This window comes from Ensifer sesbaniae, assembly GCF_013283665.1.
In the GTDB taxonomy this organism is placed as follows: domain Bacteria; phylum Pseudomonadota; class Alphaproteobacteria; order Rhizobiales; family Rhizobiaceae; genus Ensifer; species Ensifer sesbaniae.
Window position 1 is genome coordinate 1535453 of sequence record NZ_JABEKU010000002.1, and the last position, 19857, is coordinate 1555309.

At 61.2% G+C, this 19857-nt stretch carries 17 protein-coding genes and 1 pseudogene; 2 read left to right on the top strand and 16 right to left on the bottom strand.

Annotated features, from left to right (window positions below; genetic code table 11):
• Positions 1-89: 89 nt before the first annotated feature.
• Together repB and repA are read right to left on the bottom strand one after the other, a co-directional pair.
• Complete coding sequence (repB, locus tag BHMPCIPO_RS24900) at positions 90-1103, bottom strand: plasmid partitioning protein RepB (protein WP_173519421.1); 1014 nt, start codon at positions 1101-1103, stop codon at positions 90-92.
• Positions 1104-1106: 3 nt separating this feature from the next.
• Positions 1107-2303 (bottom strand): plasmid partitioning protein RepA, encoded by a 1197-nt coding sequence (gene repA / locus BHMPCIPO_RS24905; protein ID WP_376741720.1) that lies wholly within the window; start codon positions 2301-2303, stop codon positions 1107-1109.
• Positions 2304-2944: 641 nt separating this feature from the next.
• Here repA and hutC point away from each other — a divergent pair.
• Entirely contained in the window at positions 2945-3724 is a 780-nt protein-coding gene (gene hutC, locus BHMPCIPO_RS24910; RefSeq protein ID WP_173520179.1) for a histidine utilization transcriptional repressor HutC, read from the top strand.
• Between the two features lie 55 nt (positions 3725-3779).
• On the opposite strand, the gene BHMPCIPO_RS24915 is transcribed toward hutC, so the two are convergent.
• The 5 genes from BHMPCIPO_RS24915 to BHMPCIPO_RS24935 form a co-directional block, all read right to left on the bottom strand.
• Positions 3780-5033, bottom strand: coding sequence for an adenylate/guanylate cyclase domain-containing protein (locus BHMPCIPO_RS24915; protein ID WP_173519423.1), 1254 nt, complete (start codon positions 5031-5033; stop codon positions 3780-3782).
• A gap of 245 nt (positions 5034-5278) precedes the next feature.
• Positions 5279-6748, bottom strand: a complete 1470-nt coding sequence (locus tag BHMPCIPO_RS24920; protein ID WP_173519424.1) for a sensor histidine kinase — start codon at positions 6746-6748, stop codon at positions 5279-5281.
• On the bottom strand, positions 6745-7419 hold the full coding sequence (locus tag BHMPCIPO_RS24925; RefSeq protein ID WP_173519425.1) for a response regulator transcription factor: 675 nt from the start codon (positions 7417-7419) through the stop codon (positions 6745-6747). The genes BHMPCIPO_RS24920 and BHMPCIPO_RS24925 overlap by 4 nt, the downstream gene beginning before the upstream one ends.
• A gap of 111 nt (positions 7420-7530) precedes the next feature.
• Positions 7531-7908 carry a hypothetical protein gene (locus BHMPCIPO_RS24930; RefSeq protein ID WP_173519426.1) on the bottom strand — a complete coding sequence of 126 codons (378 nt, stop codon included), beginning with the start codon at positions 7906-7908 and terminating at the stop codon, positions 7531-7533.
• A gap of 293 nt (positions 7909-8201) precedes the next feature.
• Positions 8202-8513 (bottom strand): hypothetical protein, encoded by a 312-nt coding sequence (locus BHMPCIPO_RS24935; RefSeq protein WP_173519427.1) that lies wholly within the window; start codon positions 8511-8513, stop codon positions 8202-8204.
• 682 nt (positions 8514-9195) lie between these two features.
• Here BHMPCIPO_RS24935 and BHMPCIPO_RS24940 point away from each other — a divergent pair.
• The gene (locus tag BHMPCIPO_RS24940) at positions 9196-10233 is read left to right on the top strand and encodes a hypothetical protein (RefSeq protein WP_312033063.1); all 1038 of its coding nucleotides are present in this window, start codon (positions 9196-9198) and stop codon (positions 10231-10233) included.
• Positions 10234-10243: 10 nt separating this feature from the next.
• Here the strand turns inward: BHMPCIPO_RS24940 and BHMPCIPO_RS24945 are convergent, their stop codons facing one another.
• From BHMPCIPO_RS24945 to BHMPCIPO_RS24985, 9 genes and pseudogenes are all read right to left on the bottom strand, one after another.
• Entirely contained in the window at positions 10244-11326 is a 1083-nt protein-coding gene (locus tag BHMPCIPO_RS24945; RefSeq protein ID WP_173519429.1) for an ABC transporter ATP-binding protein, read from the bottom strand.
• 3 nt (positions 11327-11329) lie between these two features.
• Positions 11330-12376, bottom strand: a complete 1047-nt coding sequence (locus tag BHMPCIPO_RS24950) for an NAD(P)-dependent alcohol dehydrogenase (RefSeq protein WP_173519430.1) — start codon at positions 12374-12376, stop codon at positions 11330-11332.
• A gap of 34 nt (positions 12377-12410) precedes the next feature.
• Complete coding sequence (locus tag BHMPCIPO_RS24955) at positions 12411-13232, bottom strand: carbohydrate ABC transporter permease (RefSeq protein WP_173519431.1); 822 nt, start codon at positions 13230-13232, stop codon at positions 12411-12413.
• Positions 13232-14092: a carbohydrate ABC transporter permease gene (locus tag BHMPCIPO_RS24960; RefSeq protein WP_173519432.1), complete on the bottom strand. Its 861-nt coding sequence runs from the start codon at positions 14090-14092 to the stop codon at positions 13232-13234. The genes BHMPCIPO_RS24955 and BHMPCIPO_RS24960 overlap by 1 nt, the downstream gene beginning before the upstream one ends.
• 96 nt (positions 14093-14188) lie before the next feature.
• Entirely contained in the window at positions 14189-15466 is a 1278-nt protein-coding gene (locus tag BHMPCIPO_RS24965) for an ABC transporter substrate-binding protein (RefSeq protein ID WP_173519433.1), read from the bottom strand.
• Positions 15467-15693: 227 nt separating this feature from the next.
• Complete coding sequence (locus tag BHMPCIPO_RS24970) at positions 15694-16626, bottom strand: helix-turn-helix domain-containing protein (protein ID WP_173519434.1); 933 nt, start codon at positions 16624-16626, stop codon at positions 15694-15696.
• Between the two features lie 57 nt (positions 16627-16683).
• Positions 16684-17916 carry a peptidase T gene (pepT, locus tag BHMPCIPO_RS24975; RefSeq protein WP_173519435.1) on the bottom strand — a complete coding sequence of 411 codons (1233 nt, stop codon included), beginning with the start codon at positions 17914-17916 and terminating at the stop codon, positions 16684-16686.
• 135 nt (positions 17917-18051) lie between these two features.
• Positions 18052-18237: pseudogene (locus BHMPCIPO_RS33130) on the bottom strand (2-keto-3-deoxy-L-rhamnonate aldolase); the annotation flags it as partial.
• A gap of 131 nt (positions 18238-18368) precedes the next feature.
• Positions 18369-19787: a pyridoxal phosphate-dependent decarboxylase family protein gene (locus tag BHMPCIPO_RS24985; protein WP_173519436.1), complete on the bottom strand. Its 1419-nt coding sequence runs from the start codon at positions 19785-19787 to the stop codon at positions 18369-18371.
• Between the last annotated feature and the right edge of the window lie 70 nt (positions 19788-19857).

The following is a 19857-nucleotide window of genomic DNA, read 5'->3' on the forward strand; positions in this document are numbered from 1 at the left end:
GATTCGCGGAAATGGGATTCTCTAGTTGCTACACGAGAGAAGGGTTTCCGCAGCGCTAGTCGTTCGGAAGCCTTTTTCTTTTGCTCTGTTTAGTCTCCTGTTTCCTCTTGGTATTCGAGGTACAGAGATTTGAGCCTCTGCCTCACGAAATCAGCAAAGCCCGGCGCCTGTCTCCTGTTGAAAGACAGCGTGGTTTCGCCGTCTGTTTCACGGATCCGGACCGGGGTTGTATCGTCGGGCGCCACCCACGAGATGGCTCTGGCGCGCGCCTTGGAGGTGTTCAGGAAGGCACAAAGCGCATCAAAACGCTGATCACTTCCTGCCGCCTGGAATTGTTTGTCCTTCACGAAGACGTTCGCAGCCTCGCTCTTCCCATCTTGGGCCAGCAGCTCGGCGAGATCGAACCAACGACGTCGGCCGATCGCCGGTGCCGGCCCGACAGCCTCGATCAGCGAGATCGGTAGCCGACGAATGATGGAAATCATCTTCGACAGTGCCGCCTTGTCGACACCAAGCGAAGACATGATGATCTCGCGGGAGAAACCGCGATCCTCAAGCCGCGTGGCAAACAGCGCCCGTTCGATGAAGGACAGATCCGTGCGAGTGTTGTTCTCCTGCCCTTGAGAGACGACCAGCTGTTCGTCGCTGAGATCGCGGACAACCGCGCGAACCTTTTTACCGAGCTCGCGAGCCGCTGCCAGCCGGCGATGGCCATAGGCAACCTGGTATCGCCCATCGGCGTCAGGGTGCGGCCGCACGAGGATCGGAACCTGTTGTCCGTGTTCGCGGATTTGCTCCGCGAGCGCGGATTGTGCATCCGCAGTGATCTCAAGGCGGTCAACGATGAAAGAGGCGTCGATGAGCGCGGGGTCCAGATCGACGACGACAAGTCCTTCGGCAAGTTGGCGCTCCAACTCCTGGGCGCGCTCAACTTTCTGAGTGATGTTCGACAGCGACCGGGTGATGCCGCCGACAGCGCTTGTAGGCCGGACGCCGACGCTCAGGCCGGCGATAGGTCGCGCTGCGACCAGGCGTTCCAGAGCCGCGTCGGCATCGTTTTCGGCTTGGTCAGCGGTAATTCCGATCAGATTTTTGCGGGCCATCGATTACTTCCTCCCCCAAACCTGGCGGATCAGCTCTTCGATCTCGCCATTGACTTGGTTCAGCGAATCCATGGCGCGATCGTAGGTGCCACGGACGAATTGCGAGCGCTCGACTTCGTAAAGTGTCTGCTTCGTCACGCCGGCATCGGAAATGGCCGTCGATTTCACCATAGCGTTCTGCAGCATGCGATTGCCGAAAATGGCGCGCATGAAACCGGTCATCTGGCTTTGTGGACCGTCATTCGGCTCGAAACGTGTGCCGAGATAGCGCATCCAGTCGTAACTGGTGCGACCACCGGCCTTCTCGACGACGCTCATCAACTCGCTCGTCATCGACAGGAACTGCGACATGGACATGACGTCGAGCATCTGTGGATGCACCGTTATCAGTACGGATGTCGCGGCGCAGAGAGCCGACATGGTCAAAAAGCCGAGCTGCGGCGGGCAATCGATGACGACGATATCGTAGAAACTCTCGATTTCCGACAATACGTCGCCGATGCGCGCGAAGAAAAGAGTCTCGGCAGCACCCCCCATCATCATTGCCTTCGGGGTCTCGTGCTCGAATTCCATGAGCTCGAGATTGCCGGGAATGAGGTGAAGGTTGGTGGTGTAGGTCGAGCGCACGATGTCGGCAATCGGCCGCGGCTCGTCGTAGCGGATCGCGCCGTAAAGCGTTTCTCCTTCGCCAACGTCCAGTTCCGGCTGGTGGCCGAAGAGGGCGGAGAGCGAGGCCTGTGGATCGAGGTCGATCGCAAGCGTCCGATAGCCGCGCAGCGCCAGATATTGGGCAAGGTGGGCAGATGTCGTCGTCTTCGCCGACCCACCCTTGAAATTCATGACCGAAAGCACCTGCAGCTTCTCGTCGCCGCGGCGGTGTGGGATATATTTCCCGGATTTTCCGCCTTCGTCGAGAACGCGGCGGATGCGTTCGATGTCCTCAACGGCGTACATGCGCCGACCGTTTGACAAGGGAGCAGGCCCGTGGCCCTCTGAGGCGACCTGCCTTAGATAGCCTTCACCGATTCCAATGAAGGCGGCTGCTTCGGCAGGACTAAAGAGGCGCATGGCCTTTTGAGCTTGCGGAGGGAAGATCTTCTTTTGATGCTGCTGCAGCTGATGCGCCAGTTCCAAAGCGTCGGCAGCCAGAAGCGTCGGCAGATGCTCCTGTACGTCGTGACCTTGAATTTTCTGTTGCAACATTGAGTTCCCCAAAAACTGCGCAAAAACCGTCATATCGCAACAATCTGCGCAGCTGCACTATGCTCCGATTCGGTTCGGTTTTACAAATGCATAGCGAATTATACCCAACGCCCTATTTTGCCGGCAAATGAACGCCCGTTTCTGGGTCAGTTGTCCGCGGACAACTGGCGTTTTCATGTTGCGAGGTGTCAGGGCTGGCGGCGCCATTTCTCGGCCGGCGCGAGAAGATCTAAAAGAGTATAGAATTTATAGACTATTGACAGATGAGCTGATTGTGTCACCATTGCTTTCATCGGAGACGAGACGCGAGAAGGTTCGCTATGTTCTATCTTGGTGGAATGACCCTTGGTTATCTGGCACCGCCGCCACCGAAGGCGACCCGGCAGTCGACAGTCGAAGTTGGGCCGGCACCGGTCGAGAAGGCTGACTGCGAAGAGTCTGATCGCAATCAGGAATGGGCGCGTGCATTTTTGACCCCCTGGCATCTCCTCTATTGACCATCCGGTGTTGGCGCTTGCCTCCTCGGGATGTTGACAGCTGTCAACAGTGCGCCGGGGATATCCGTCGCTATGGTGAAAAAGCACGAAACAGCGAGAGAAGGGCTGTTTCGCCGCCTGGAAATGATTAAGTTCGGTCTCATGGACACCAAGCAAGACCGAACCGTTTCGAACGATCAGCCCGACGATGCCGTCGACACTCAAGGGCAACCCTTGTCTTTGCATCAGCGTATCCTCGGGGACGTGGAAGGACGCATCCTCTCCGGCGAATGGCCGCCGGGCCATCGCATCCCATTCGAACACGAGCTGACGGAACAATATGATTGCTCGCGGATGACTGTGAATAAGGCGCTGACCGAACTGGTCAAGCGCGGCTTGATCGAGCGGCGTCGCAAGTCGGGCAGTTACGTCACCTTTCCCCAGGTGCAGTCGGCGGTCATGGAAATCCACGACGTCAAGCTCGAGGTCCAATCGCTGGGTCTCGATTACAGTTTTCGACTGGACGAGCGAAAGATCCGCAAGGTGGAAGGCCGGGACGTCGAACGCCTGGATCTTCCGGCATCGGCGCGACTGCTGGAGGTAACGTGCCGGCACTTTGCTGGCGGTCGTCCTTTTTGTTTCGAAGAACGCCTGATCAGCCTTGCGGCGGTGCCGGAGGCGGAGGCGGAGTTGTTTCAGGCCGCAGCCCCCGGTTCATGGCTGCTTGGCAAGGTGCCGTGGAGCACGGCCGAACACCGCATTCGCGCCGTCGCGGCGAACAAAATGGCAGCGCAAGCGCTCGACATTTCGACCGGCACTGCCTGCCTGGTCATCGAGCGCCGCACCTGGAGCGGACGTGCGCCGGTCACGCATGTGCGGTTGACTTATCCTGGCGACCGCCACGAACTCGTTGCCCAGTTCGCGCCGAGCCAAATCGGATAGCCGGCTAACGCTCTTCTATCCGGCTGGCGTCCCGCCAGTTGTCCGCGGACAACCACTATTCTCCGACCGCGCGCAGAACCGGTGCCGGGCCATTGCCGGAAAAGGCGAAGACCTCGATCGGTTCGCCAATCCCTCTGACCGGATAGGAACCCAGATGCTCCATGCTGGACGCGCAGCCTGCCAGTTCCACGAACGCCCGCGACAGAAGCACCGGCCGCTTTGTTTCCTTGGTCAGGCTCTCCAGCCGCGAGGCGATGTTGACGGCGGGGCCGATCACCGTGAAGTCCAGCCTGTGGCGCGAACCGATATTGCCGTACATGACATCCCCGACATGGACGCCGATCCCGTAGCCAAGGGGTTCACGGCCCTTTTCGAGGTTGTCCTTGTTGAGAAGGGCGATTGCTGCTTCCGCCTCACGGATTGCCTGCAGCAGATTTTCGGCGGCATTGGCATTGCTGAGCGGAAAGATTGCCAACAGGCCATCGCCCATGAATTTGAGGATCTCGCCCCCGTGCCGCTCGATCGGTTCCGACATCGCATCGAAATAGGCATTGAGCAGATCGATCACGTCGTCACGCGGCCACAGATCGGAGAGTTTCGTGAAATTGCGCAAGTCGCAAATCAGGATCGCGGCGCCGACCGTGACACCGCTACCGCGCGTCGTGGCGCCGGCGAGAATCTGCTCGCTGGCATGCGGGCCGACATAGGTTTCGAGCAGCGTGCGCACGAACCGGTTCTTCAGCCGGATTTCGCTGACCAGCGCCAAGGCGGGCAGAAGATCCGAGAGAAAAGCGACGTGCTCATCCTCGAAGCCGCCCTTTCGGTCGGTGGTGAAGGTCACAACGTGGCGTTTGCCGAGCGTGTGTTCGAGCGGCCAGGCAATATATTCCGTCAGCCCTTCGGCCTTCAGGTCGACATAAAGCGAGTTCTGAGCGTGCTCTTCCGGCAGGGCTTGAAGGTTCGTGCGAACCTCGGCGCCGCCGTTGTTGATCACATAGAGCGGACTGTTGAGATAGAGCGCGGTGTTTTGGGTCCCATAGTCGTAGAGGTCGATCTCAGCCTCCGCCAGGCCCTTGCGCCAAAGAATGCGGGCACCGAGCCACTGCGGATGATTGATCCGGAAATGCAGGGTCGCTCGCGCAACCGGGACACCTGCCGCCTGGAGCCGCTCGCACATTTCAACGAGGATGTTGTCGATAAACCGTTCGTTGCGCGTTTCGATGATCAGCCAGTCGAGCACGCTTCGGCGTCGAGTCGGCCAGTTTCCGTCCTCAAGCGAAGGGGAGGGAACCCGCGAAGACATCTGCATTGGCAATTCTCCATTCTGGTCGAACGCTCAGCCGCTCTTCCGGCGAACGTTTGCGATGTATCGCTGCAAATGTGGAGCATCAGTGGCGCCTTGATAAGGGGGAGGCGGAAAGCTTTTGAGGAGAGGCGATTGCTACCGCATGCTTCCTTTGAGCGTCGCTGATTAAAGAAGAAAGGCATGCTGCAATTCAAAGCTCTACGGCGACCTTTGTGCGTGTGATGGACGCGCGGCGCGTAGGGCCGTCATCACACGGATGCCGGTGCCGATTGCTGCACCGGGCGGCCTCCGTCGAGAAGCGGCAGTTGCAGCCGTACGCGGGCGCCCCGCCACGGGCCGGCAAGAATATCGATGCGGCCACCATGCAGGCGGGCGATCTCCCGTGCCAGATTGAGCCCCAGGCCGGCACCGGTGGACCGTGGACGCAAGCGATAGAAAGGTTCGAAAACGCGTTCGCGCTCCTCGACAGGAATCCCAGGCCCCTCGTCCTGGATTTCAAGGCCGCCCTCGGCATTGACCAGCACGGTGATCGTACCGGTGCCGCCGCCATGTTCGATGGCGTTGCGCAGGAGATTGGTGACAGCCTGTTCGATCTGGCGTGGCCGGGCGCTGACCCGCGCCGTCGGCACCTCGGTTTCGAACGCCAGTTCATAGCCGGCTTCGAACGCTAGAGGCGCGAAGTCTGCAGCGATGGTTCTTGCGAGTGCAACGAGGTCCACCACCTCGAGCGCGCCACCGGCATGCTCGAGCACCTGTCGGTCGAGGAGCTGTTGGGCGAGGTGGGACAGACGTTCGATATCCAGCCGCAGACGGGTGCTTTCCGGAGCCTCCTGGAGAAGTTCGGCTCGGGTCCTGAGAATCGCAATCGGGGTGCGCAATTCGTGTGCCGCATCGGTGAGGAAACGGTTGCGCTGCTCGTATCCCTCGCCCAGCCGTGCCAGTGCCTTGTTGAAGGCGTGCACCAAAGGTGCGATCTCGGTCGGTACCTGTTCGGTCTCAAGCTGGACCGCTCGATTGTCGATGTCGATGCGGCCGGCCTGATCAGCCGTCAGTATGAGGCTCGCCAAGGAACGCCGAACGACCGCCGGCGCCGTGACCAGCGTGGTCACGCCCATGACCAGAACGATCGGCAGCAGAAAGCACAGAATAAGCAGTGCGATCATCGGAACGACCTCGGTCCAGGTCGTCGTGCCGTCGAGGTCGCGCGCCATGTCGACATCGATGCTGATCTGCACGTCCAGCGGTCCATTGTCGCGTCGCGAGGAAACGGTCGAGGCGATGATCTGGACGCGGCCGGCGTCGGTGTCGGCGTTGTGGAGGACCGCGTCCGGCAGCGTTCCGCCCTCATCGAAAAGCAGCTTCGCGCCCTCCACGCGTCGCAGCAGGTCGCCACCGCTTTCGTCATAGGGAGGAGGAACGTTTCCCTGTCGCAGAACCTGACCGGCATCGTCGCGGATGATGAACCATAGATTGGGGTGGGACTGCCGCAGCTGACGAAGGTCTTCGGTCTCACGGACGATCAAGGCGCCGCTCGCATCGCGCCCGACCGCGCGCTCGAGAACATCCACCGCCGCTTCGTTGTCGACGAGAAGGCGCGGCTGGGCGATGAACATGGCCAGAAAAAGCAGTCCGATAAAGACAAACAAAGTCGCGGCCTGCAGCAGGATGAGGCGGCGCACGAGCACCCATTGCAGCGAGCGGGGCCGAGCCTTGGTCATGTCGTTGCGCGCAAGAGATAGCCGAGGTTGCGGATGGCTCTGATCTCGACCCCGGCACCGACATCATCGAGCTTTCGGCGCAGGCGCGACAGATGCGAATCGAGCGCATTGGATCCGATCTCGTCTTCCATGGCGTAGACCGATTCTTCGAGCGTCGCCCTGAGCACCGTGCGACCCGGCCGACGCATCAAGGCCTCGAGCGCAAGGCGCTCTCTGCGCAAGAGATCGAGCGGCTTGTCGTCGACGGCCGCTTCGCGGTGGTGGAAGTCGTAGATCAGGCGTCCAACCTTGGTTTGCTCAGCATTCAGTGAGACCGGGCGGCGGGCGAGCGCCCGCAAGCGCGCCATGAGTTCTTCAACGGCAAATGGCTTGGAAAGATAGTCGTCGGCGCCGGCATCGAGCCCGGCGACCCGATCGTTGATCGACCCCAATGCGGTCAGCATCAATATGGGCGCCGCTACCCCGAGGCTGCGCAGTTTCGGAATGAGGTCAAGCCCCTCGCCATCCGGCAACCGGCGATCGAGCACGACAACGTCATAAGGCCAGAGCTCGGCGACGGCTTCGGCATCGGCCAGCGTCGAGACGTGATCGACGATCACCTGACGCCGCTCCAGCGCCGCCTTCAGGGCCGAGGCCATTTCCGGCTCGTCTTCCAGCAGCAGGATGCGCATGCAATTTCTCCCGATTACAGGTATTCCTGAGCAGACAAATCAATAAAAACATGCATAAATTCAAATAGTTACAGCTAGTCCCGTGCAGCTTGCCGAAAGGGGCCGAAGCCGTCACTCGCATTCCAGCTTCGGCTGGCGGAAATTGGTAATGTACCAACGGCCCTGCTGCATCCGGGCATAGAACGTGTAGAAGCATTCCTGTTCCTCGACATAGCCCGGCGTCGTGTACTCCTCGTAGCGCATTCCACGCCGGGTGTCTCTGATTTCACCGCTCGACGTGCCGGAGACGACATTCGTCGAGATCTTGCGCCACTGATAGGCTCGCTCGTTCCAGCCGAGATTGAGAATGTTCGTCGGCGGGCCGTAGTCGATGATGACGGATTCGACCGGCTGGCCGATGTAGGTTTTCATCGTGTCGGAAGCGCAACCGGCCAGGAAAATGGCGGCGGCGAGGCATGCGAGGGCGCGACGCCCATTGGCGAAGAACATGACGGATCCCGGTTTACCCGTGGCATCAGGCGCCACCCGGACGCACAAGGCCTGCGGTCGTTCATTGACTTGCCGCTGCCTCTGATCGGTCGCGAGTCCGCAGTGGTGCAGCGAGAGACCGGGTGCTAAGGCCGCAAGATTACAGGGACATTGCGTGGCTTGGCGGGGCCATCGAAGTTCGCCGCCAGGAGAGCGGTGCCATATTCGGCTCTGCGAGACGAAAATCGCTGAGACATTGAGCTAATCGACGCCTTGGATCGTGCGGCTATGGACCGTAAGCCGGTAGGCCGCTGTCAGGCGGCGCGGTCCGCTTCGTTCGGCGTGGCACTCTCTTTCGCATCCGTCGCGTAGACGAGACCGGGCAACACGATCCATTCGCCGGAGCGAAGGGCCAGCACGTCGAAACCGCCGCCAGGCAGACGCGGCGCAACGCCGACGAAACGGTAGCGTAGGCCGTCGCGATCGCTCACGGCTTCGCGGATGGGGCGGCCGGCGAGGTAACCGATGACGGCGCCTTCGAACGCGACATCTGCCAGGACGAAGTATTCCGTCGGCAAGCGTCGGTTCGCCTTGGAGGTGAGTTTGAACCCATCCCTGAATTTCATTGTCTTGCTCGTTGTGAGGCGCCTCGCGAGACCGGGGGGAGAGGCCGGTGGTGGCGGAGGCTGCGCTCTCTTCTGCTTTCGCGGCCCGGCGCTACGACGGATACCCGCCAACCAAAACCAGGCCGATTTCTGTAAAGGTGGAACGTGGCGAGGGCTCCGATGGTTCCGGGCGGCACGGCGCGTCTGAAGCCATCGAAAAGCGGCGCCATGAAGGCGAAGCCATCCATGACACTATGCGGCATTTGCTCGCGATCTCCTGTTAGCGCGAACGCAGGTAGGAAATCGTTTGGGGAGATCGGCCAGGCGAATAAGGGAAACATAAGGGCTGGTGCACCGGACGACGCTTGGGGCTGCAAGATCGCTGGCATTGCTGAGGGCGCGCCTTGGGCCAACCGCGTCAGAAAAAATTCTGTTCCCACCGTTGGATCGTTTCCCTCGGCCATATTCTCGACACCGAGATTGTTGACCTCTCCGGCAGGCTGGGGCCACCCGGCGTTCACCGAGCGCCCGCTCCCGCTTCCTATCGGGGAAGCGGGAGCGGGCGTTTTGCGCCTATTGAAAGATCATCCACTTGTCATTCGACAGACCCTCCGGGCACGTCACGAAACGAATTGTGCTGCACTTTCCAGGCTTTGAGCCCTTGGACGCCGTCAAACATCAAGCGCGCTACAAGCGATCGGCGGTGAAGACTGCCACCCTTCACGATTTCGAGGTCCAGGTGGGACCGGTGCAGATCGAAGGGCCGAGCCGCTACTTCGACGTGGACAGTCAAGGCGCCGATTGGCGAACGATGAGCCGCGTCTACGTCTTCGATCACGACGAAATCGTCAAAAGCCTGAACGGCCGGCCGACGCTGCACAGAATGGTTTCGGGGTATTTGAGTGCTGCGCGGATCGTCTGGGAAGGTGGCGCCTTGTCCTACTTCAAACATGCGTGGCGCTTCGGTCTGTTCTTCCTCTTTCCATTCCTGCTGGTGGCAATCGGCCTCGCTCTGAGCGTGCTGATCGGCACCGCGCCCTACTGGCTCGGACTTGACACATCGCATCTGATCTTAAGCGCAATCGTCGCATATGTGGTCTTCTCCCGGCTCCTTCTTCCCTGGTCGGACAGATGGCACACGCTGCACCTTTTTTCCGATTGGGAACTGGCGGTCGCTGTCGCCAGTCTGGAGAAACCCTATTTCAAGCAATGGGTTGAAGATAGCTTGGCGTCCGTACGGGCTGCTCTTGCCGAGCCCGCCGACGAATATGTCATCAGCTCCCACAGCATGGGCTCCAGCATCGCCACCCAGGTGATCGGCATTTTGGTGGAACGAGAGCCCAGCCTGTTTGCGGGAAAACGCATCACCTTCGTCACCCTAGGCGGCGCGATTCTGCAATGTGCGCTGCTTCGCTCGGCCGAGGTCTTGCGGGCACGCGTCGGCGCCATCGCCCGTATGAAGGAGATCTTCTGGTTCGACGTTCAATGCCTGACCGATGCGATCAATTTTTACAGATGCCAGGTCGTGGCACTCGCCGGCCACCATGATGCACCCCAGCCGCCGATCGTCTTCATCCGGTTAAAGCACATGCTTTCACCGGAGCGCTATCGCAGGATCAAGCGCGATTTCCTTCGGGTTCACCGGCAATATGTGCTCGATGCCGACGTCCGAGCGCCCTTCGATTTCACGCTGATGACGGCCGGACCGCGCCCGGCCGCCTCGTTCGTCAATCCGAGCTGATAGAGACATCTCAGGATTTCAGCAGGGTGATGCCGCTTTCCCTGTCAAAGAGATGCAGCCCTTCGGGTTCGACCGCGAAAGCGACGGCGTCACCTGGCTTTGGGCAGGTGCTGGCCCTGACCAGCGCGCCGATTTCCTTGCCGGCAAAGAGGAAGGTCACCAGCGCGTCGTTGCCGTGAAATTCGACGAGATCGGCGATGCCCGAGATGAGATTGGGCCCTGTCTGCGCGATCGTCAGATCGGCCGGCCGGATGCCGAGCACCAGCGACTGGCCATGGCGCAGGCCGAATTTTCCATCCGAAATCGAGAAGCTGCCACCGGCGCTGCGCAGCAACCACCCGCCTTCGGTCCTCTCGGCGGTGACGTCGATGAAGTTCATGTTCGGCGTACCGATGAAGCCGGCGACGAAAAGGGTGCGAGGCCGCTCGTAGATTTCGGCGGGCGTCCCGACCTGTTCGATCGCGCCGCCTTTCATCAGCACGATCCGGTCGGCAAGCGTCATCGCTTCCAGTTGGTCGTGCGTCACGTAGATCGTCGTGGTCTTCAGCTTCTGGTGCAGCCGCGCGATCTCGACGCGCATATGGTTGCGGAGCTTGGCATCGAGATTGGAAAGCGGCTCGTCGAAGAGGAAGACCCGCGGCGTCTTGATCATGGCACGAGCGATCGCCACCCGTTGCTGTTGACCGCCCGACAACTCGGTCGGCTTGCGCGCAAGATAGGGCTCGAGCCCCAGCGTTGCGGATACGGCGCGAATGCGCGTGTCGATCTCCGCCTTCGGCACCTTCATGCGTTTCAGCCCGAAGGCGATATTGTCGTAGATCGTCATATGCGGATAGAGCGCATAGTTCTGGAAGACCATGGCGACCCCGCGGTCGCGCGGCGGCAGGTCGTTGACCGTCCGACCGCCGATCGACACGGTGCCGCCGGAGATGTCCTCAAGGCCGGCGATCATGCGCAGCAACGTGGATTTGCCACAGCCGGAAGGCCCGAGGAACACGATGAATTCGTGATCGGCCACATCGAGGTTGAAGCCCTTGATGACGTCGACGGCACCGTATTGCTTGTCGACATTGGAGCAGACGATATGCGCCATGGCTCAATCCTTCCCGCTGTCCATGAGGATCTGCAGCTTGATATCGGTCGGCCGCGCCGAGGCGGCGCGTTCGAAGGCCTTGATGCTGTCTTCGAACCGGAATGTGTCTGTGATCAGCGGTTTCAGGTCGACCTTGCCGGAGGCGATCAGTTGCAGAGCCCGATCGAAGATGTTGGCGTAGCGAAACACCGTCTCGATGCGGACTTCCTTCGAGATCGCCCCCGGCACGTCGAATTGCACGGCTTCCACCGGCAAGCCGACCAGTACGATGGCGCCGCCCGGTCGGACCAGATCGAAGATCCCTGAGAACGCCTTCGCGCTGCCGCTCGCTTCGAAGACGACATCGGCCCCCCAGCCGCCGGTCTCGGCGGCAATCACATCGGCAAAGGAGCCCCCGGCGATGTTGACCGGCGTGATGCCAGGATATTGCGCGGCAATCGCCAGTTTCTCGGCGCTGAAATCGGAGATGAAGACGCGGCTGCAGCCACCGGCAAGGGCAGCGAGCGCCACCATGATGCCGATCGGACCGCAACCGATGACGGCGGCGACGTCGCCGGGCGCAATGCGCGCGCGGGCGGCTGCCTGCATGCCGATCGCGAAGGGTTCGACCATGGCGCCCTCGGCAAAGGAGACGTTGTCAGGGAGCTTGTAGGTGAAGGCGGCGGGGTGCACGGCGAAAGGGGCGAGTACGCCATGGACCGGCGGTGTCGCCCAGAAGCGCACCTTTGGGTCGACGTTGTAGATGCCGAGCTTGGCGGCGCGCGACGCCAGATCGGGAATGCCCGGTTCCATGCAGACCCGATCGCCGACTTCGAGCGTTTCGACATTACTGCCGACGGCGACGACGGTGCCGGCCGCCTCATGGCCGAGCACCATCGGCTCGCGCACCACATAAGGGCCGATGGCACCATGGGTGTAATAATGCACGTCGCTGCCGCAGACGCCGACCGTGTGGATGGCGATCTTGACGTCATCGGGGCCGAGCTCCAGAGGGAGATCGATCTCCCTGATCGCGAGCTTGCCTTTTTGCTCGAGGACCAATGCTTGCATGTGGGATTTCCTTGTTTTCACCGTGTCTCGGTTTTCATTGGGTCTTGCGCTTGAAGGCGCTGTTGAGCATGCCGCTTAAGACCCCGATGAAGAGCAGGGGCGGGATGGAGAGCAGCACGACGGAAGCATTGAGGATGCCCCAGGGCACGTCGCGACCGAGCTGCGTCAGTTCCGAGGCGACGATCGGCAGCGTCTTGGCGTCGGACGTCGTCAGCATCAGTGCGATCAGGAACTCGTTCCAGACGAGCACGAAGGCAAAGGCGACGGCACCGATCAGCGAGCGGAGCGCGATCGGCAGCGCGACCCGGAAGAAGACCGCATAGGGGCCATAGCCATCGACACGCGCGGCCTCCTCGACCTCCTTCGGCACGCGGGCAAAGGCCGGAACGCTCAGCCAGATGATGGTCGCGAGCGTCAGCAGCGAATAGGTGACGATCATCGACAGACGCGTGTCGTAAAGCCCGAAGTCGAGCCAGATCACCATCAGGGGAATGGCGATCGCCACCGGCGGCAGGAAGCGCAGCGACAGAACGAAGAACTGGATGTCGCGCGACCAGCGGTTCGGATAGCGCGCGATCGCATAGGCCGCCGGAAGCCCGAGGATCGCGCCGATCAGCACCGAAGTGCCCGATATCAGCAGCGAATTGACGAGACCGGCAAAGACGCTTTCGCGCCCGAGAACGTAGGCGAAATTGTCGAGTGTCGGCTCGAAGATGAAAAGCGGCGTCGGTGTGACGATGTCGACGCGGTTCTTGAAGGCGTTGAGCGTCGTCCAGAACATTGGAAACACGGCAGAGAAGGCTGCGAGGCCGAGGATCAGCCGGCCAATGACGCGGCCAAGGGTGCGGGCGGTCATCACTGAACCCTCTTCCAAATGAAGGTGAACGCGATCGTGGTAGCGATCATCATCAGAACAGCCATGCTGGAGGCATAGGAGATGCGGCCGGACTCGATGAAACCTTGCGAGAAGGCGTACATGTCGAGCGTCTCGGTCGCGATGCCGGGTCCGCCGCGAGTCATCACATAGATCAGATCGAAGGCGCGCAACGACTCGATCATCTTGACGAAGGCGAGCGAGATCAGCGGCGCCTTCAGCATCGGCAGCGCGATGAAGGCGTAGATTTCGAAGGTGCGGGCATGGTCGAGCCGCGCTGCCTCGAAAGGCTGCGGCGGCAGGGTTTCCAGGAGCTTCAGTACGATGACGGCGAAGAACAGGCCCCATTGCCACACGTCCACCAGCGCCACAGTGGCAAGCGCCGTCGCCGGATTGGAGAGCAGGTCGAGCGGCTCGCCGGTTATCGCCTTGTAGGGATAGGTGGCGATGCCGTAGAGCGGATGGAAGGCAAACTTCCAGACGAAGGCGGCGGAAACGCGCGGCAGGATCACCGGCACCAGAAACAACAGCGCCAGCAGGTTGCGCATGCGCGGCGAGACGCATTCGAACAGCAGGATGCCGAGGCCGACGGCGATGAGCAGGGTCATGCCGACTGTTACCGCCTCCCAGGTCAGCGAGACGCCAATCGCGTTGATGAAGCGCCGATCCGAGAAGAGGTCGGCGTAGTTGGCGAAGCCGACGAAGCTGCCGTCGGGACGGCTGAGCTCCCGGTTCTGGAAGGATATGTAGATCGCATAGGCCGTCGGCACGAGAGCCAGAACGGCAAGGATCCCGATCGCCGGGGTGAGGAATACCGCCGGCAGGCTGTTTTTCTGCTTCATGTGATCTGTCCTACGGCTAAGCGCGACGCGCTCCCGATGGTGCGGGGCCACCGGCGCGACTTGCGCCAGCCGGTGGCTCCCTTGGGAGGAAGCGGCTTATTGGCTGCGGGCGACCAGGTCCTTGGCAAAGCCGTCGAGTTCGTCGAGACCTTCCTTGATGTCGGTGCGCGTGCCGGTGATCAGCTCTTCGAGGATGATGCCCCAGCGGTCGCCGAGATCAGGCCATTGCGGGCTCTGCCAGAAGTTGACGGCAGTGACCTTGCCGGTGTCGGCAAGCGCCTGGCCGAGATCGGGACCATAGAGCTCGGCGAATTTTGGGGCGGTCATGATGCTGGTGCGGTTGAGTTCGCTGAACTGGTTGGCTTCGAGCCGGCGCGTCTCGTTTTCCTTGGAGGTCGCCCAGGCGATGAAGAGACCGGCGCAAGCCTTGGAGGCCTCATCCTTGTTGGCCTTGGTACCGATTGCCAGGCCATGGCCATAGCCGCCGCCCGTCAGCGGTGCCGGGGGCGGCAGGTAGCCGACCTTGCCGGCGACCTTCGAGGACTTCGGGTCGATCGCCATGCCGACGAGCGGGGTGGATTCGATCAGCATCGCCACCTGTCCCGAAGTGAAGGCGCCGACCGCCTCATCCCAGCCGCCGGTCTGGCTGCCCGGTGCCGAATACTTGAACAGTTCGAGATAGGTTTCGGTCGCCTTGACCGCCTGCTCGCCATCGAAGACGGGCGTCTTGCCGTCGAACCAGTTGCCGCCAAACCCTTTGAAGAGCGGCATCCAGCGCCAGACATTGGCGCCCGAGCCACGCTGACCGCGAAGTGCGGTGCCATAGATGCCCTGGTCGGGCTGGTTGAGCTTCTTTACGGCCGCGATATATTCGTCGAGCGTCTTCGGCGGCGCGATGCCGGCTGCTTCGAGCAGGTCCTTGCGATAGACCATGAGGTCGCCGCCGCCGGTGATTGGCGCAAACCAGACCTTGCCGTCATAGGTCGCGACCTTCTGGCGGCCGGGATCAAAATCGGCGTAGTCGTACTCTGCAGGATAGTAGTCCATCAGCGGCGCGACCCAGCCGGCGGACGCAAAGAGCGCCACATTGGCTTCGTCGATGTAATAGACGTTATATTTGCCGATGGTCGAGGCGTCGGCTTTGGTCTTGGCGCGCCGGTCATTTTCGTTGAGATAATCGATCTCGAAGGAAGCGCCGCCGGAGAGCTTCTCGAATTCGGACTTGTAGTCTTCGAGCAGCGTCAGGCCGTCACGCGGCTGGGCGAGCACCTTGATCGTGCCGGAGCATTCGGCAGCGACCGCCAGCGTCGTGAGCCCGGTGGAAAGAAGGCATGCGAAGGCGATGCTCGAAACGAGCGTCTTGGCTTTTGTCATGTGAAGGACCTCCCCAAGGTCTGCGATGCGCGCTGGAAACTCCTCAGATCCGACGCGTTTTCCCGATAGCGAACCGTTTCGCTGGTCCCGATGATAGGCGCTATGACGTGTCGAACTAGCGTGCGCGATGCGCCGATTCTATACTTTGATGCGATATTTTGGCTCGATCTATCTCTTTGCGGTGCAACAAATGCAAGGATTCATCGTTTCGCTGTCACGGAAGGGATCTAGAGGCGTGCCGGTCGGCGTTGTCCCGTGAGCCGCCGATAGGCCGATGGCGTCATCTTGTGCTGACGCAGGAAGGTGCGGTTGAAGTTCGAGATGTTGAGGTAGCCGACCTCGAAGCAGATGTCGGTGATCGGCATGTCGGTTTCGGCAAGCAGCTTGCAGGCCCGCCATATGCGCAGCTTGTTGACGTGGTCGGTAAAGGTGTTGCCGGTGTTCTTCTTGAAGAAGCGGGAAAACGCCGTCTCGCTCATCCCGGCACGCTTGGCGAGGTCGGCAAGGTGGATGTCGGTGGCGATGTTTTCGTAGATGAAGGCGAGTGCGCCGCGCAGTACGTCGAGCGACTGCGCCTCCAACTCCGGTGCGAATTCCGGCGAAGAGAGCAGCTCGAACTCGTCGGTGTTGACGAGAAGATCGAGGAGCTGGATGAACAGCGAGAAGCGTGAGAGCCCCTTGAGATCGCCCATGCGCTCGATCAGCTCGGCGCCATTTGCACGGGTCTCTCGATGAAAAACCAGACCGCGTTCAGCGCGGGAGAAGAAGGCCTCGAGTTCGGCAAACTCCGGCAGGGCATCGGTGATCGCGCGCATGCGATCCGGATGAAACTGGATGACGATGTCGCGCCCTTCGATGATCTCGTCGGGTTCGGTGGCCGTTACCCAGTCATGCGGCAGGTTGCTGCCGATGACCGTGAGATAACCCGGCCCGAACTGGCCGATGTGATCGCCGACGAAGGCGAGGCCCGAGGCCTTCCGGATGAGATGGATCTCGATCTCCGGATGGAAATTCCAGACGTTTCGCTCCCAGGGGTAGTCATCGAGACGCCAGAGAAACGTCTCGTTGACGTTGGTGACGATGTGCTCGAACGTCGGCGGATTGGCTGCGAGCGAAGCGGGCCTGGCCGGCGCGCGCCTGGTGCGTCGCGTCGTGCTCATTGCCCAGCCCCTGTTCGTGCCGTGCCGATCGCTCGTCTCCCTCGCAGAATATTTGCCTTAAGCGCGCTCCGCCCAGATCTTTGCCAGTTCAACGAGCGTCTTGACGCTCCTCTCCATGTCCTGCCGGCTGACCCACTCGAGCGGCGAGTGGAAGGCATGGCCGCCTGCAAAGAGGTTGGCCGAAGGCAGCCCCAGGAAGGAGAGCCGCGAACCATCGGTGCCACCGCGGATGCTGCCGCGTACAGGCTGCATGCCGGCGCGCCGGATTGCCTCGATCGCGTTCTCGACGATTTCCGGATGGCGGTCGAGAACAGCCTTCATGTTGCGATACTGCTCCTCGACCTCGAAGCTGTAGCTGGAGCCGGGATAGGCGCTCATCACGTCCTTGACGATTGCTTCGAGCATCGCTTCTTTTTGGGCAAGTCCGGCTTCATCGAAATCGCGTACGATGAAACCGAGCCGGGCCTTGTCCATGGAGCCTGTGACACTCGTCGGGTGCACGAACCCATCGCGGCCTTCCGTGCCTTCCGGCGACACGTCATGCGGTAGCCGGCTAATGATCGCGCCGGCGATCTTGATGGCATTCTCCATCCTGTCCTTGGCAAAGCCCGGATGAATGGCGACGCCGTGAATGACGATCTCGACGCCATCGGCGGAGAAGGTTTCATCCTCGATATGGCCGGCCGTTTCGCCATCGACCGTATAGCAGAACTCAGCGCCGAGCTTCTTCAGGTCGACCTTGTCGACGCCGCGACCGATCTCCTCATCGGTGGTGAAGAGCAGCTTGATCGTGCCGTGCTTGATATCGGGATTGTCGACGAGGATCTGCGCGGCCGTGACGATTTCGGCAAGGCCGGCCTTGTCGTCGGCACCGAGCAGCGTCGTACCATCTGTCGTGATGATGTCATTGCCGATCTGATTGTTCAGGACCGGATGGTCGCTAACGCGGATCACCTGTTGCGGGTCGCCCTTGAGCTGGATATCGCCACCCTGGTAGTTGCTGACGATCTGCGGCTTGACGTTCGTGCCGGTGAAATCGGGCGCGGTGTCCATGTGCGAGCACCAGCAGATGACCGGCACCGGCTTGTCCACATTCGAAGGGATCGTGGCGTAGACATAGCCGTTTTCGTCGAGATGGGCATCGGCAAGCCCGATTGCCAGCAGTTCCTCGACAAGCACGCGACCGAGGTTCTTCTGCTTCTCCGTGGAAGGCTGGGTCTTCGACCTGGCGTCGGACTGGGTGTCAATGACGACGTAACGAAGGAAGCGGTCGAGAACGGTATCGGTCATGGCGGGATCCAATGAAGGTGGGCGTCAGACCGCTATACCCCCAGACCGAGACGAGGGAAAGTCCGGGACCGCCCAACGTATGCGGGCGGTCGTGGCCCGATCTGCCCCATCGGGCCACGACGCAGGCATTACCGGTCAGTAGGTCTCGCCGGCCGTCGTATCGGTCTCGTCTCTGGCTCCCTTGAACGCTGCAGGCAGACGGGCGGTTGCACCGACCAGCAGACTGACGTCGCTGGCGAGCGCCTGATCAGAGGTCAGGACTCCGGCCGCCTTTCCGTGCGACTGGATCCGAAGCAAGGCCGCTTCGACCGCTTTTCGCACTTAGCGGAGACATCGAGAGAAAGGTCGGCGACCATTCCGCTTGCGTCATCGGCAATACGGGCAAAAGCACCCGTCTCGATCGCCGGCCGAGAAATGCACAAAACGGGGATGGTTCATCGGTTGGCTTCCGTCTACTTCTGATGCTTGCTCAGCGCAGCGGCGACTTCGATGATGACTTCGAAAGCGGTCTCGGCATCCTCCTCCGTCATGTCGAACTGACCCGCCTGGAAGCGGATCGCGACGCGACCGTCGACACGGGTCTGGGTCAGGTAGATGCGGCCGTCGTCGTTGATCGCGTTGACGAGCGCGATGTTGTGGGCGTCCGGATCCCCTTCATTGCGGTGGCGGAACGAAAACAGCGACAATATCGGCTGTGTCACGATCTCGAAATCCTTGTGTCCCGCAAGCCGCTCCGCCAGCTGTTCAGACCAGCGCACATGGTTACGGATCATCGTCTGCAGCCCTTCAAGGCCGTGGAAGCGCAACAGGAACCACAGTTTTAGCGCGCGGAAGCGCCGGCCGAGCGGGATCGTCCATTCGGAATAGTTGATGATGCCGTCGTAGCCGTGGGTTTTCAGGAATTCCGGCTGGATCGCCAGCGTCTTGACCAGGTCGTCCGGGCTGCGAATGAAATGCGCCGAGCAATCGAACTGGGCGCCGAGCCATTTGTGCGGGTTGAAGACGATCGAATCCGCCTTATCGACGCCGGCCCAAAGCTGTCGGAATTCCTCGCAGATCATCGCGGCACCGGCCCAGGCGGCGTCGACATGGACGTAGAGACCATGGGCGTGCGCGACCCGTACCACCTCGGCGATATCATCGCAGGCGCCCGTGCTGGTGCCACCGGTGCAGGCGATCACGCCGGCCGGCAGCAGTCCCGCCGCCTTGTCCCGAAGAATGGCAGCTTCGAGCGCCTGGCAGTCCATGGCCCGCCTTGGACCCTTGGCTGGGATGCGCACCAGGTTTTCCTCGCCAATGCCAGAGACCCAGATCGCCCGGTCTATCGAGGTATGCACCTGATCGGAGGAATAGATGCGAAGCTGCGGCTGGCTTGCCAGCCCCTTCTTGTTGCCCTGCCAGCCAAGCGCGCGCTCGCGCATCACGAGCACGGCCGAAAGTGTCGCCGAGGAGGCAGAGTCCTGGATCACGCCGGAGAAGCCTTCCGGTAGGCCGATTGCCTGGCGCAGCCAGTCGAGCACTTTTGTCTCAAGTTCGGTCGCTGCCGGTGAGGTCTGCCAGAGCATGCACTGCGCCGCCATGGCCGTCACGAGATATTCGGCAACGACGGAAACCGGCGCCGCATTCGCCGGGAAATAGGCGAAGAAACGCGGATGCTGCCAGTGGGTCATGCCCGGCAGGATGATCTTCTCGAAATCCTCGAAGATCGCCTGCATGTCCTCGCCCGTTTGCGGCGGCCGCGATGGTATCTGCGCGGCAATCGCACCGGGTGCCGTCCTTGCGCGCACCGGCCGGTCGCGCAGCGATGCACGATAGTCTGCACCCCATTTCGCGGCCTTTAGTGACCACTCACTGAAACTCTTCTGGTCCATTTGCTACCTCCCGTTCGCCCGTCTGCCCTATGCCTTCGATTCGGTCGGCATCCTCTACAATCGGATACTG